The sequence below is a fragment of the Actinomadura miaoliensis genome, from assembly GCF_039536785.1.
GTDB classification, from domain to species: Bacteria; Actinomycetota; Actinomycetes; order Streptosporangiales; family Streptosporangiaceae; genus Spirillospora; species Spirillospora miaoliensis.
In genome coordinates, this window is sequence record NZ_BAAAZG010000079.1 from 1 (window position 1) to 13,670 (window position 13,670).

Here is a 13,670-nt window from a genome sequence, read left to right on the forward strand (position 1 = left end):
GGACCCCGCGCCGATCGGCGCCCGGCCCGCGTGGAGCCCCGCCGCCCTCGCTGCCCGCCGCGGGAGGGGCGGCAGGGCGTACCCCGGCGGCGTTCAGTGGTGGCGGCGCCTGGCCGGTGCCTCAGCGGTGCGGCCGGACTGCGACGCCGCGGTGCGCGGCCCAGCCCTGAGCGGCTGTGGCCATGACCTTGAGCCAGTCCTCATCCGGGTAGCGTTCGGCCCGGCTGGTGTACATGTTCAGCGTGGCTGCCGCGAACGCGTCGATGGCCCGAGGATCAGCGGCGGTCCATGCCGGACAGCGCGCCGCCCACGACTCCGCCGCTTCGGCGGTGTGGCCAGCAGCGACCAACTGCAGGACAAGGCACGCCGGGTCGATGAACCCGGCGCCGCGCGTGGGCCATGACCAGTCGACCGCCCACATGCGCCCGTCGCCGACCAGCAGGTTCGCGGGGTTGATGTCGGTGAAGAGCAGGGTGCCGCCGCGGAACGACTCGACGTGCGCCGGGTCGGCGGCGAACCGGTCCCACCGGGTTTCCGTCCAGCCCTGGGCGATGCCGGGCAACGGCAGGTCGGCGATGCGGGTAAGGGTCTCGATGATCGTCGGCAGGTCCGGCGAGCCGGGTGTGAAGTCCGACGGGCGCGCGTCGATCACCTCGAACCCGAGCGCGAGCCATTCGTCGGTCTCGGCCTGCCAGAGCACGGAGGGGGAGAACGCGGAGACGAAGCGGTTGATGAGCCCTTCCCGGACCAGGCTGTCGCGCCGGCCGCCGGGCCGGTTGGGGACGCCCTTGACGAAGAACGACCCGTGCGCCCCGTCGACGAGGACGGTGCTGGCCGAGCTGTTCCCGCGGCTGGTGGGCCGGACGCCGACGATGTCCCCGGTGTGAGGGCGGATCGCGGCTTCGAAGCTCGGTCCGGGAAGGGCGGTCATCAGTACCTCAGTTCCTGGGGTTACAGCCGCTCAGCGGCGTGCCCGGGGAGCATTCGTCGTCGGGATCGCAGCCGTCGTCCGACTGTGCGACGGTTCGGATGGTGGCGGTGGCCTCGGCCATCACGGCGCCGCCGAGGATATCGGCCAGCGCCTGATCGTGGACGTTTCCCACGCTCATCCACGCGGACATGACGCACGGCGACACCGCCCCGTCCGGGCCGATCGACGCCTTCCCGCTGCCACACCGGCCGCACAGGGCCGCCGCGTCCGGTGCCTGCCCGCCGCTCGCCCGCCCGAAGGACCGGACCCGGTCGACCCTGATCGAACCGACCCCGATGACCTCCAGGGCACGGCGCGCCTCGTCCACCCGCTGCCCGTCACCGGTGTCGACGATGCCGACCCGAATCGGGATGCCGCGGCTGACGGCCCGCCGAATGTTCGCGCGTGTCCGGGCGTGGGTCGGCCGACCGGTGATCGCGTTGTGCTGGTCGGCCTGGTCGGAGTAGTAGGAGGTGGCCAGGGAGACCCCCGGCTGCTGGAACGTCCGCCACCAGGAGGCGGAGACGGCGACGAGGTTGCTGAAGATCTCCACGTGCAGGCCGAGGCTCAGCGCGTGGTCGACGAGCTGGACCGCGTGCGGGTGCAGGGTCGGTTCGCCGCCGATCAGCTGGATGCGCTCCACGCCGCACGCGGCGGCCTGGTCCAGGACACGGGTCCAGTCCTCGCCGGTCATGGTGCCGTGGTCGCCGGTGGGGCCGGAGGAGTTGTAGCAGTGCGAGCAGGACAGCTGACACTTGCGCGTCAGGTCCAGCCAGAGCATCTGGGGCACGATCCTTGTGGGGCGTGCCTGTCCGGTTGTGCTGGTCATGGTCACCTCCCGGCGCGCTTCATTGGGTTGGAACGGTGGCCCGGGGCGCGCGCCGTCATCCTCGGGTTCTCGGTGGGTGGGCGGGTTATCGCGCCATGGAGTCCGCCCCGGCCCGCGTGGGCGTGGCAGTCGTGAGTGCCGGAGACCGTTGGGGAACGCGCGCCTTGTCCACGACCGCTGCGCGTCTGACACCGCTCCCCAGGGGTCGGGGAGGGGCGTGGCGGTCTGGGGCGGCGGCGCAGCGGAAGTGAGTAAAAGCCGCGCCGCCGCCGTAGGGCCGCACTCCCGAGCTCCTCTTCCCCGCCCCGGGGTGCGGCTTGGAGGGGGGCGGCGGCGCGGTGGCCCAGGGAGTCCCCACCGCGCGGCCGTCCCCTGGTCACCAGTCCCAGTCCTCGCCGGTGTAGGTGAGGCGGTCGAGTAGCCGCGCCAGCCACCTCCGACGCCGCGGCCGCTCCGGGCGCTTCGGAGGCCCGGGGCGCTCCGGTTGCTCGGGGCGCTCGGGGGGCGGTGGTACCGGCGCGACGCGCTGCGGCGGCGGCGAGGGCAGCGGGGGCAGTGGGCGCGACCAGATGTCCGCCACCATCCCGCCCGCCCCGGGCACGGTCGGCGACTGCGGCGGATGGTGGACGGGCCGCACTCCGGCGGCGGCCAGGCGCTGCTCCAGTTCGGCGGGCGTGGTCGCTTCGAGTAGCTCGTCCCCGACCGGATGACTGGTCGGGCGAAGTACCATCGCCATCCACGATCCGTTGAGATTGCTCCACCACAGCAGCACCCGCGGGTACCGCGCGCGCAGCTGCGCCTCGATGGCGCCGGTGTCCCACAGAACCGGCCCCGCATGCACCGTTGGCGCGGTCACGATGACACCACCGCGGCCTCCTCGGCGCGCCTGTTGAGGTGACCGAGGATGAGCAGGACTGTGTCGTCCAGGTGCTCGTCGTCGGCCTCCGCGATCGGCGTGCCGTCCGATGCCCAGAACCACAGCCGGTCACCGTCCTCCGGGCGCGGCTGGCACGCGATCGTCTCCGAGGCGTCCGGTGTCGCCACGCCCAGCAGCCCCGTCAGCTTCACGCCTCGCATCGACAACTGCTCGGCGAGCGCACGCAGTCGGTCATACTGCTCCATGAGTCGGACCTCCGTCGTCCGGCAAGACCCCGGGAGTTCCCGCTGTAGGCGCAGCGGCCCGGGGTCGTCTCTTTGTGGCGCGGCACGATTTCCGCGCTACAGACAGTGAAACCGCGTCACAGGGCGCAACTCCAGAGGGACAATGGCGTCGCAAGGGCAGACAGTTTCGTGTCCGCCTATGGAAGGAAGGCGACACCATGACCTACAGGCCACACGCTGCATGGGCCGCCCGGCTCCAGGCCGAACGCGAACAACGTGGATGGGGCATGCATGAGATGGCCCGCCAGCTTCGCGAGGCCGTAGGGATCACTGAACATCCGACCCGCATGGTCAAGAACATGGCCCGGCAGATCCTCAGGTGGGAGAAAGGCGATCACTTTCCCCGCGACTGGGCCGACGCTTACGCGACCGTGTTCACAACGAGCGTGGAAGAGTTGTTCGGCGATGCCGTCGAGGAAGCCCAGCCTCTGCCTTCCGGCGCCGAGGAACCTCCATCGTCACTTGTTGATCTACTGTCACTGGCCTGGATGGTGGGGACGCTGGACCAGAGCATGGATCGCCGCACCGTGCTGCAGCTCGCCGCCACGCTGGCCACCGCTCCCGCCCTGGGCGTAGCCGACCCCATTTCGCGTCTGGCCGGCGCACTGACGCGGCCAACCGGGCTCAGCGACGACGTCGTGAGTCACCTGGAGGCCCGCACCGTCGGCTTTCACCGGTTGGAGTTCGTCCTCCCCGCCGCCCAGATTTTCCGTGGCCTGCTCGCGCACCTGAACGAGATCACATCTGCCCTGGAAGGCGGCGCGCGGGACCGATGGCGTACGCGACTCGCCAGAGCGGCCGGGGAATCGGCCGTGCTCGGCGCGTGGCTGGCCTGGGACTTGGGTGACGTCACCCGCGCCGCGTCCCTGTACCACGTCGCCGAGCTCGCTGCCCGAGAAGGGGAAGATCCGGCGATCAACGCCTGCGCGGCGATCTACCAGTCCTTCGCGACCAGCGCCGTCGGCGACCACGCCACCGCCCGCCGCACCCTGGCGAACGCTCACCAGTGCCTCCGCGAAAAGACCGACCGCGCGACTCGGGCGTGGCTGATCGGCCGGGAAGCTGAGGAGGCCGCCGCCCTCGGCGACCCCATCGCCCGCGACATGATCGAGGAAGCGACAGACCTGTTGGCCTCTGCCCGGCCGCAGGACGAACGCTCTTGGACCCGGTGCCTGGAGTCGCCGCACCTGTCGCACATGCGGCTGACGATCGCAACCCGACTCCGTGACGAGACAGCCGTCTATGACGGCGTAGGGCAACTCGCCCTGCTGGCCAGCGATCCGGCGCAGAAGAAGACCGGCCGGATGCTGGCCAGCATCGGGCTCGCCCTGGTGAAAGTCGGCGATGTCGAAGAAGGCGTGCGGTTCGGTGAACGTTCTATTGACGCCGTACGAGCCAGCAAGGCGACCTACGCTATGAACCGCCTTGCCGAGCTGGACGCCGCGCTACGGGATCAGGTGGACCCCCGAGCCCGGGAACTACGGGACGGCATCCGGGCTACACACCTGGAGCTTGCGTCTCCTCCTCCATCCATTCCAGGTACGACGCCAGGCCAGCGTTGATCGGCACGGAGATGATCTCCGCGACGTCGTAAGCGTGCAGGTCGTGAATGTGGGTTTCCAGTTCGGGGTACCGGTCGGCGGTCGTCTTGATGAGCAGGAGGTATTCCTCGTCGACGCGGACTTCGCCCTTCCAGCGGTAGGTGCTCGTCATGGGGCCGACGACCTGAACACAGGCCGCGAGATGCGCATCGATGACAGATCGAGCGATTTCGAGCCCCTTCTCACGGGAGGGAATGGCGGTCTGAACCTGTACGTACTCGCCCATACTCCCGCAATGCCCGCAACAATCTCGTTCCAAGCAGACGGCCACCCGCCGAGCTGGACCGTCACCTGACCGGTCTGCTTGGCTTCTGCCTTGCGACGCCTGCGGCAGTCCCGCCGCCTCCGAGCCGCGATCGGTTGATCTCAAGGTTGGCCCAACGCGGTCCCTCGCCGCTCCCTCCGTCCCTCGCCTGTTGATCTGGCGGATGCGGGTTCCGGGCCACTTGAGTGAGTTCGCCAGTGCGGCGTGGCCTGTGGCGGCGAACGTGCCCGTGTCCGGTCTCGCTGCGGCGGCGGCCGATGTCGTCAGAGGGTGTCGATGATGTTGCAGGCTTGGGTGAGGCCGTCTTCGGTGCGGATGTGGCGGCCCAAGGTGGTGGCGCGTTGCCAGATGTCCTCGTCCTGGACGGCTTGCCGGATTGCCTGGGCCAGGCGCGGGACCGTCAGGGTGCGGAACGGGACGGGGCGCGGGCCGGCGCCCAGGGCGTTGACGCGTTCGGCCCAGTACGGCTGGTCGCCGAAGAACGGGCACACCACCGTGGGCACACCCGCGCGAAGCCCGGCGGCCGTGGTGCCCGCGCCGCCGTGGTGGACGACGGCCGCTGTCTGGGGGAACAGCCACGAATGCGGCACGTCCCGTACGGCGAGAACATCGTCGTCCGATGTGGACGGGTCGCCTTGGACGATGCCGCGTACCCCGGCCACGCGCAGGGCGGTGCGGACGATCCGGTCGGTCATCACCGGGTCCTTGGGGACCATGCTGCCGAAGCCCACGTAGACGGGTGGCGTCCCCGACGCGAGGAAATCCGTCAGGTCGGTGGGCGGCTGCCAGGACGGCTCGTCCAGGAACCAATAGCCCGTGACATGCACGTATCGGGGCCAGTCGCGGGGGCGAGGGACGACGCTTGGGCTGAAACAAGCCAACACGGGACGGGCCTCCCGGCGCGCCTCATGCATGGGGCCGCGTACGGACAACTCCGGTAGGGCGAGGGCGTTGCGGCGCCACGGGTTGATGAACGGACGGGACAACTGCCAGGCGAGCTGGTCGACGGCCAGGAAACTCGCCCGATTGCCGAGCCGGCCGAGCATGCGCGCCTGCGGAAGGAACGGGTGCGGGAACGCGCCCGTGGGCTGGCTGGGCTGGAAGTGAATCAACGCCCAGGGGATCCCCAGGTGTTCGCCTAGGTGGCGGCCGAGCAGGCCCAGTGTGGGGCTGAGGATGAGGTCGGCGTCCTTGCAGGCGTCCTGGCATTCGTTCAGCAGCCGTTCGGCCAAGGGGCCGAGGATGCGCCGGAAGCCGCCGAGGAACGCCACAGGGTTGCGGCCCCCGGCGAGCAGTTCCTGACCCGCGTCCGAGTCGAGGATCTCGGTGGGGTCGGCGGTGAGCGGCGCCAGATCGAGCCCGGCGGCGACGGCGAGGGGGGCGTAGCGTCCACTGGCGACCAGGCGGACGTGATGGCCGCGGGCGGCCAGCGCCCGGCCGAGCGCCGCACACGGCTGGACGTCGCCGCGCGACCCCGCAGCGAAGATCACGATTCGGCGGCTCAACGGTCCTCCTTACCAGGCGTCGCCGCGGCGGGGCACCTCCCACTCGCCCCACGGATCGGTGTCGTCCTCGGGGACGTACGGGTGGTACCAGCCTTCGGGCGGCGGAGGGAAGGGACTACGCCGCACCACCTCCCCAGACGCCACAACATCTGAGCGGGACGGCACGGCGTCACGGGGCTGCGGCACGTCCGACGGCGGTTCGGCGCTGTCGAACGGCACGGCGCTGCGGGACGGGAGAACATCGTCGGGGGACAGGGCCTCCCAGCGCGGCCTGGCTCCACTTGGTGGCAGGGCGTCACGGGCCCGGACGGCGCCTCGGGGCGGTAGCGCGTCACGAGGCGGTCCGGCGTCACGTGGTATCGCTCCGCGCGCGGACACATCGTCAGGCGGCACCACTTCGGTGGACGGTGCGGCGTTGCGGGGCCGTGGCGCGTCCGAGGGGGGCACGGCTTCGGGCGGCGGCACCACGCCCGGGAGTGCTAGCGCCTCAGGAGCCTCGGGCGGTAGCACATCGCGCGGCAGGACGTCGTGCGGTGGTACGGCGTCACGCGGCGGGGCGTCGTGCGGTGGCTGCACGTCTTTAGGCGGTGCCGCTTCGCGGGGCGCCCAGGCGTCGGGGGATGGCAGTACGTCTTGGGACGGTACAGCGTCGCGCGGCGGCGGCACATCCGCGGTGGGCACGGCATCCGGTGGCCCACTCGGCCCTGCCTCTGCGGATGGCATGGCGTTGGAAAGTGGCAAGACGTCCGGAGGCGGCTCGGCATCTTGCGGCGGTAGGGCCTTGTGGGATGGGGCGGCGGCGTGAGGTGGCACAGCTTCGTGTGGCGGTGCGGCTTCGGGAGGCAGTGCGTTGCCAGGCGGCGTCGCGTCGCGGGCTCGCATGGTGTCGTGGGGCGGTAGGCCGCTCTGGGGGGACAGTGCGTCGCGTGGTACCGCGTCGCTTGATGGCGGCGGGTTTTCAGGCGGCGCTGCGTTGTGGGGTGGTGCGGCGTGGGGTTGCGCAGCTTTGTGTGGTGGTGTGGCTTCGCGGGGCAGTGTGTTGGCAGGCGGCGTCGCATCGCGGGCACGCATAGTCTCGCGGGGCGGCAGGCCGTCCTGGGGCGGTGCTGCGTCGCGCGGTGGGGCGTCGCGGGGTGGCAGGAGGTTTTCAAGCGGCGCCGCGTTGTGGCGTGGTGCGGCGGCGGGTGGGGGCGCGTCGTGTGGGGATAGCGGGGCGGGCGGCGTCGCCTTGCGGCGTGTCAAGGTGTCGTGGGGGTGCGTGACCTCGGTGGGGGCTGTGGCTTTGTGCGCTGGGACGGCTTGGTGGAGGAGTGCTCCGTCGGGCGGCGTCGCATTGTGGGGTAGTGGGTTTTGTGTGGTGGGGATGGGGGCGGTTAGGGCGGGTTCGGGGGTGGGGGTGGTTTCGGGGGATGTGGAGTGTTTGCCGTGTTTGGGGCCTAGCCAGCCGCGTTTGCTGGGGAGGGTCAGGCCGCAGATGAGGCCGCCGATCAGTACGGCGGCGGCGCCGACGATGAGGCCGGAGGCGGTGCCGTCGCGGAAGGTCTCCAGGCTTTCGGTGCTCGCGCCCGCCTCCGGGACCTCGTGCACGAGCAGGCCGACGATGGCGATGCCGAACGCGCCGGACGCCTCGCGGATCACGTTGATGATGCCGCTGGCCACGCCGGCCTGGTGCTCGGGCACGGCCTTGAGCACGTACATCACCAGGGGCATGCCGAGCGCCGCCCCGGCGCCGACGATCATCACGCCGGGCATCAGTTCGGCGTAGCCGTCGCCGCGCCGCAGGGTGGAGAACAGGAACATGCCGAACGCCATCAGCGCCATGCCGCCGCCGATGGCGCCGCGCGGCCCGATCTTGGCGGCCAGCCAGAAGCCCACCGGGGTCAGCACCATGATGGCGATGGACGGGGGCAGCATGACCAGGCCCGCCTCGGGCGGGGTGAAGCCCAGGTAGCGCTGCAGGAACGTGGCCGAGTAGAAGATCATGCCGTTGAAGCCGATGCCGTAGAGCATCTGCGACAGAAGGCCCCCGGTGAACACCCGGTTGCGGAAGAACCGCAGGTCGATCATGGGGTCGGGGGCCCAGCTCTCCACCGCGACGAAGCACACCAGGGCGATCAGCACCAGGGCGAACACGCTGAGGACGGAGGGGTCGGTCCAGCCGCGTGTGCGTCCCTCCTCCAGCCCGTAGGTGAAGGCGAACAGCATGGTCGCGGAGATCAGCACGCCGGGCAGGTCCACCCGGGCGTCGGCGTTCTCGCCGTGGCCGGTCAGCACGACCAGGCCGAGCAGGATGACCAGGACGCCGGGGACGATGTTGATGAGGAAGATCCAGCCCCAGTGCCAGTGCTGGACGATGAGCCCGCCGATGGTGGGGCCGAGGGCGGTGGCGGTCGAGCCCGCGCCCACCCACACGATCATGCCGAGCGAGCGCTGTTTGTCGCTGCGGCCCACGGTGACCATGACCTGGGTGGCGGGCAGCGCGAGCGCGGCGCCGGCGCCCTGCGCCACGCGGGCCAGGATGAGCAGGGTCGCGTCGGGCGCCAGGCCGCAGGCGGCGGACGCCGCCGTGAACACCGTCATGCCGGACACGAACGTGACCCGGCAGCCGTAGACGTCGGTCAGCCGCCCGCCCGCGATCATCAGGCAGGAGAACATCAGGATGTAGCCGGTGGCCACCCAGTCCTTGGCCGAGGTGGACATGTCCAGGTCGGCCATGATCGTGGGCAGGGCGTTGGCGACCACCGTGTTGTCCATGGTGATCATGAACGCGCTGACGGCGACGACCGCCAGCGCCCATCTGTATCGGCCGCGGGTCAACGCACCTGCGCGGCGCCTTTCCCGCGGGCCCGGACGCCGGGCCGGGATGCGGAGAAAAAGGGCCGCTTCCCCCTACGAGTGACTATTGTGACTAATTGTTTGCGGGTGGTTACCGTTCCTTGTGCTCGGACCGGGTCGTCCAACTATCCCATGAGGCCACAGCGGCAGGCGTGGGGTCTTGTCATGGCGGTGACAAGGAAACCCCGAAGAAAGTGGTCTGGATGCGCATCGTGGGCCGGTGATTGTAGGACAAGGTGGTCCCTCCGCTTCGAACGATCCTTGGATTCATTGGGGGATCCGCACGCATGCAGAGCATCGATCGTTCCGGAGCCGCGCCAGACGGCACGCGGATCAGCGAGGATTCGGTTCGTCGGTACCTGGTCGAGCAGATCGCGCGCCGCTCCGGCGTCCCCGCCGCCGACATCGACACCACCCGCCCCCTGGAGGAGTTCGGGCTGGCCTCGCGTGACGCGGTGGCGATCGCGGGAGAGCTGGAACGGCTGCTCGGCCGGGCGCTGCCCGCCACGCTCGTCTGGGAGCATCCGACGATCGACCGGCTGTCCGCCGCGCTCGTCTCGGACGGCCGCCCGGCCGAGACCGCGCCGCCGGCCGAGAGGCCGCGCGCGGACGAGCCGATCGCCGTGGTCGGCGTCGGCTGCCGTTTCCCCGGCGGCGACCGCGACCTGTCCGGTGCCGGCGACTACTGGCGTTTCCTGACCGGACGCGGCGACGCGATCCGCGAGGTGCCCGAAGACCGCTGGGCGCCGTTCGACGACGGGTCCCCCGAGGTGGCCGACCGGCTCGCCGCCACCACGCGGCTGGGCGGCTTCCTGGACGACGTCGCCGCGTTCGACGCCGCGTTCTTCGGCATCACCCCGCGCGAGGCCGCCGTGATGGACCCGCAGCAGCGGCTCGTCCTGGAGGTGGCCTGGGAGGCGTTCGAGCACGCGGGTCTCGGCCCGGCGGCGCTGCGCGGCTCCCGCACGGGTGTGTTCGTGGGCGTGTCGGCGCCCGAGTACGCCGCGTTCACCGCGTCCGACCTGGCCGCGCTGGAGGCGTTCACCGCGACGGGCGCGGCGCTGAGCATCGTCGCCAACCGGCTGTCGTACCTGCTCGACCTGCGCGGCCCCAGCATGATCGTCGACACGGCGTGCTCGTCGTCGCTGGTGGCGGCGCATCTGGCGGTGCGGGCGCTGCGCGACGGGGAGGCCGACGTGGCGCTGGCGGGCGGCGTCAACGTGCTGCTGTCCCCGACGATCACGATGACGTTCGACCAGGCGGGCGGCACCGCCTCCGACGGGCGCTGCAAGGCGTTCGACGCGTCGGCCGACGGCATGGTCCGCGCCGAGGGCTGCGGCGCGCTGGTGCTCAAGCGGCTGTCGGACGCGCGGCGCGACGGTGACCGGGTGCTGGCGGTGATCCGCGGCAGCGGCGTCAACTCCGACGGACGCTCCAACGGCCTGGTCGCCCCCAACTCCGAGGCGCAGAAGGCGCTGCTGCGGCAGGTGTACGCGGCGTCCGGCGTCGACCCGCGCGACGTCGACTACGTGGAGGCGCACGGCACCGGAACGTTCCTCGGCGACCCGATCGAGGCCACGGCGCTGGGCGAGGTGCTCGGCGCGGGCCGCGACGCGGACGCGCCGCTGCTGATCGGGTCGGTCAAGTCCAACCTCGGGCACCTGGAGTCGGCGGCGGGCGCCGCGGCGCTGGTCAAGACCGTGCTGGCCCTGCACCACCGGGTGATTCCGCCGAGCATCCACTACAAGGAGCCCAACCCGCACATCCCGTTCGACGACCTGCGGCTGCGGGTGGTGGCGCACGAGACGCCGTGGCCGGAGCGGGGCCGTCCCGCGCTGGCGGGCGTGTCGGGCTTCGGGTTCGGCGGGACGAACGCGCATCTCGTCCTGGAGGAGGCGCCCCGTCCCGCGCCGCGCCCCTCGCCTCCCGCCGCGATGCGAGTGTTTCCTCTGTCGGACACGGCCGACGACCGCGTCCGCGACCACGCGGCCGTGCTCGCCGAATGGCTGCGCGCCCGCGACGACGTGTCGCTCGCCGACCTCGCCCACACCCTGCACCGCCGCAACGGACGCGGCCGGGCCCGCGCCGCCGTCGCCGCCCGCGACCGCGCCGGGCTGCTGGACGGGCTCACCGCGCTGGCCGAGGGCCGTCCGCATCCCGGTGTCGTCACCGGCACCGCGCTCGGCGTGCCCGGCAGGCCGGTGTGGGTGTTCTCCGGGTACGGGGCGCAGCGCGCCGGCATGGCGCAGGGCCTGCTGGAGGAGGAGCCGGCGTTCGCCGAGGCCATCGACGACCTGGACGCGCTGTTCGCCGAGGAGGGCGGGCCCGCGATCTGGGACCTGCTGGAGTCGGGCGCCAGGCCGGACGGCCCGGTCGAGTCGATGTGCGCGCTGTTCGCCGTGCAGATCGGGCTGGCCCGCACGTGGGCGTCGTACGGGGTGACGCCGGGCGCGGTGATCGGCCACTCGATGGGCGAGGTCGCCGCCGCCGTCGTCGCGGGCGCCCTCACCCTGGCGGACGGCGTCAAGGTGATCCACCGCCGCTCCCGCCTGCTGACCAGGCTGGTCGGCGGCGGCGCCATGGCGGTGCTGGGCGCGTCGGCCGCCGAGGTGGAACGGCTCGCGAGCGGGCTGCCGGACGTGCACCCCGCCGTCCACTCGTCCCCCCGGCAGACCGTCGTCACCGGCGACGCCGACCAGATCGCCGAGGTCGTGGCGCGGGCCGAGGCGGAAGGCCGCCTGGCCCGCATGGTCAAGGCCGAGGGCGCGGGCCACTCCCCGCAGGTCGACCCGCTGGTGCCGGAACTGCGCGAGCGGCTCGCCGAGGTCGGCGCCGAACGCGGCACCCCACTGGCCGACGGCATCCGCTTCTACACGACCGCGTTGGACGACCCGCGCGCCTACGTGGACGACGCGCCGTCGCTGGGCGCCGGCCACTGGGCCGCGAACCTGCGCAACCCGGTGCGGCTCACCGACGCGGTGACGGCCGCCTCCGAGGACGGCTTCCGCACGTTCGTCGAGGTCAACGCGCACGCGCTGCTGGCGCACGCGCTCGGCGAGACCCTGGAGGGCACCGGCGCGTTCGTCACCCACACCCTCAAGCGCGCCCCCAAGGGGCAGGAGACCGACGACACGCTGACGTTCCACGCCCAGCTCGGCGCCCTCGCCTCCCACGGCCACGCGCTGGCCGTCCCGCCCGAGGGCGCCGTGATCGACGTGCCGCACTCGCCCTGGCGGCACGAACGTCACTGGGTGGACCTGTCCCGCCGCCAGGCCGGACGCCGCGACGAGCACCCGCTGCTCGGCGCGCACGTCGAGCTGCCCGGCGAGGACCGGCACGCCTGGCGCGCCGACGTCGGCACCGCCGCGCAGCCGTGGCTCGCGGACGTGCGCGTCCACGGGGCGACCGTGCTGCCCGTCGCGGCCGTCGCCGAGATGGCCCTCGCGGCGGGCGCCGCCGCGCTCGGCGACCGGCGGGTGCGCGTCAACAGCCTGTGGATGGAGCGGCCGCTCGCGCTCGCCGAGCACACCACCGTCACCACCACCTTCACCGAGGACGACCAGCGCGTCGAGATCCACGCGCGGACCCCCGCCGGCACCTGGACGCGGCTGGCCAGCGCGGACGTCGGCGGCGACCACCGCCCGCCGCCCCTTCCGCTGACCGGCCCGCCCACCGAGGTGGCCGGAGCCGACCGCGGCAGCCGCCACTACCTGCTGCATCCCGAGGTGTTCGACCGCTGCCTGGCCGTCCTGACGGCCGAGGCGTCGCGCGTCGACAAGGGCGTGTGGCTGCCCGAGACGATCGGGGGGCTGCGCGTGTACGGGCCGACGCACCGCGGCGGGCACGTCCGCGCCGAGGTCACGATCACCGACGAGGGGCTGCTCGGCGCGCTGCAACTGCTGGGCCCGGACGGCGACGTGCTCGCCGAGGCCACCGAGATCGGCCTGCGCAAGGTGGAACGCGTGGACGTGCCCGTCCCGCTCACCGACAAGATCGCCGAAGTGGTGTGGGACGAGGAGCCCGTGCCCGAACCGGCCGGTCCCCGCGACTGGCTGCTGCTCGCCGAGCACGACGACGCCCTGGCCGCCGCCGTCGCGTCCGCGCTGGAGTCGCACGGCCACCGCGTCGTCCGCCGCGAGCTGTCCGCCGAGCCGCCCGCCGTGCCGGACGGCGACGCGACGGGCGTGCTGGCCGTGCCGTCGCCCGACCTCATCGACGAACGGCTCGTCCTCACGGTCGCCGGGATCGCCCGTTCGCTGCCCGACACCGCGCGCCTGTGGGTGGCGACCCGCCGCGTCCTGCCCGTCGAGGACGGCGAGAGCGGCGAGCCGAACCAGGGCTTCGTCCGCGCGCTCACCCGCGTGCTGGCGTTCGAGCGGACCGCGCTGCGCGCCACGCTGGTCGACGTCGACCGCCCGTCCGACCTGGTGGACGAGCTGCTCGGCGAGGGCGCCGCCCGCCAGGTCGCCGGGCGCGGCGGGGTCCGCCGCGTCGCCCGCCTCGC

Annotated in this window: 9 protein-coding genes; 2 read left to right on the forward strand and 7 right to left on the reverse strand. The window is 72.3% G+C overall.

Features of this window, described 5'->3' with window-relative positions; genetic code table 11:
• Window positions 1–121: 121 nt before the first annotated feature.
• From ABD811_RS41010 to ABD811_RS41025, 4 genes are all read right to left on the reverse strand, one after another.
• Window positions 122–931 carry a protein kinase family protein gene (locus ABD811_RS41010; protein WP_344958666.1) on the reverse strand — a complete coding sequence of 270 codons (810 nt, stop codon included), beginning with the start codon at window positions 929–931 and terminating at the stop codon, window positions 122–124.
• Window positions 932–938: 7 nt separating this feature from the next.
• The gene (locus ABD811_RS41015) at window positions 939–1,751 is read right to left on the reverse strand and encodes a radical SAM/SPASM domain-containing protein (RefSeq protein ID WP_344958668.1); all 813 of its coding nucleotides are present in this window, start codon (window positions 1,749–1,751) and stop codon (window positions 939–941) included.
• A gap of 424 nt (window positions 1,752–2,175) precedes the next feature.
• A complete protein-coding gene (locus ABD811_RS41020; protein WP_344958670.1) occupies window positions 2,176–2,655 on the reverse strand; it encodes a hypothetical protein in 480 nt (159 codons plus the stop codon).
• On the reverse strand, window positions 2,652–2,921 hold the full coding sequence (locus ABD811_RS41025; RefSeq protein ID WP_344958672.1) for a hypothetical protein: 270 nt from the start codon (window positions 2,919–2,921) through the stop codon (window positions 2,652–2,654). The genes ABD811_RS41020 and ABD811_RS41025 overlap by 4 nt, the downstream gene beginning before the upstream one ends.
• Window positions 2,922–3,118: 197 nt before the next feature.
• Here ABD811_RS41025 and ABD811_RS41030 point away from each other — a divergent pair, with 197 nt between their 5' ends.
• Window positions 3,119–4,522 (forward strand): NsdA family TPR-like regulatory protein, encoded by a 1,404-nt coding sequence (locus ABD811_RS41030; RefSeq protein ID WP_486303623.1) that lies wholly within the window; start codon window positions 3,119–3,121, stop codon window positions 4,520–4,522.
• On the opposite strand, the gene cutA is transcribed toward ABD811_RS41030, so the two are convergent.
• From cutA to ABD811_RS41045, 3 genes are all read right to left on the reverse strand, one after another.
• Complete coding sequence (gene cutA, locus ABD811_RS41035) at window positions 4,458–4,787, reverse strand: divalent-cation tolerance protein CutA (protein WP_344958676.1); 330 nt, start codon at window positions 4,785–4,787, stop codon at window positions 4,458–4,460. The genes ABD811_RS41030 and cutA overlap by 65 nt on opposite strands.
• A gap of 302 nt (window positions 4,788–5,089) precedes the next feature.
• On the reverse strand, window positions 5,090–6,331 hold the full coding sequence (locus ABD811_RS41040; RefSeq protein WP_344958678.1) for a glycosyltransferase: 1,242 nt from the start codon (window positions 6,329–6,331) through the stop codon (window positions 5,090–5,092).
• 9 nt (window positions 6,332–6,340) lie between these two features.
• Window positions 6,341–9,148, reverse strand: coding sequence for an MFS transporter (locus ABD811_RS41045; RefSeq protein WP_344958680.1), 2,808 nt, complete (start codon window positions 9,146–9,148; stop codon window positions 6,341–6,343).
• Between the two features lie 305 nt (window positions 9,149–9,453).
• On the opposite strand from ABD811_RS41045, the gene ABD811_RS41050 reads away from it, so the two are divergent.
• Window positions 9,454–13,670: type I polyketide synthase (locus ABD811_RS41050; RefSeq protein ID WP_344958682.1), on the forward strand; the 4,217-nt coding region annotated here is incomplete at its 3' end.

Excerpts from the sequence above, each read along its gene's own strand:
- ABD811_RS41010 (WP_344958666.1), bottom strand. The coding sequence starts at position 931 with ATGACCGCCCTTCCCGGACCGAGCTTCGAAGCCGCGATCCGCCCTCAC.
- ABD811_RS41015 (WP_344958668.1), bottom strand. The coding sequence starts at position 1,751 with ATGCTCTGGCTGGACCTGACGCGCAAGTGTCAGCTGTCCTGCTCGCAC.
- ABD811_RS41025 (WP_344958672.1), bottom strand. The coding sequence starts at position 2,921 with ATGGAGCAGTATGACCGACTGCGTGCGCTCGCCGAGCAGTTGTCGATG.
- ABD811_RS41030 (WP_486303623.1), top strand. The coding sequence starts at position 3,119 with ATGACCTACAGGCCACACGCTGCATGGGCCGCCCGGCTCCAGGCCGAA.
- cutA (WP_344958676.1), bottom strand. The coding sequence starts at position 4,787 with ATGGGCGAGTACGTACAGGTTCAGACCGCCATTCCCTCCCGTGAGAAG.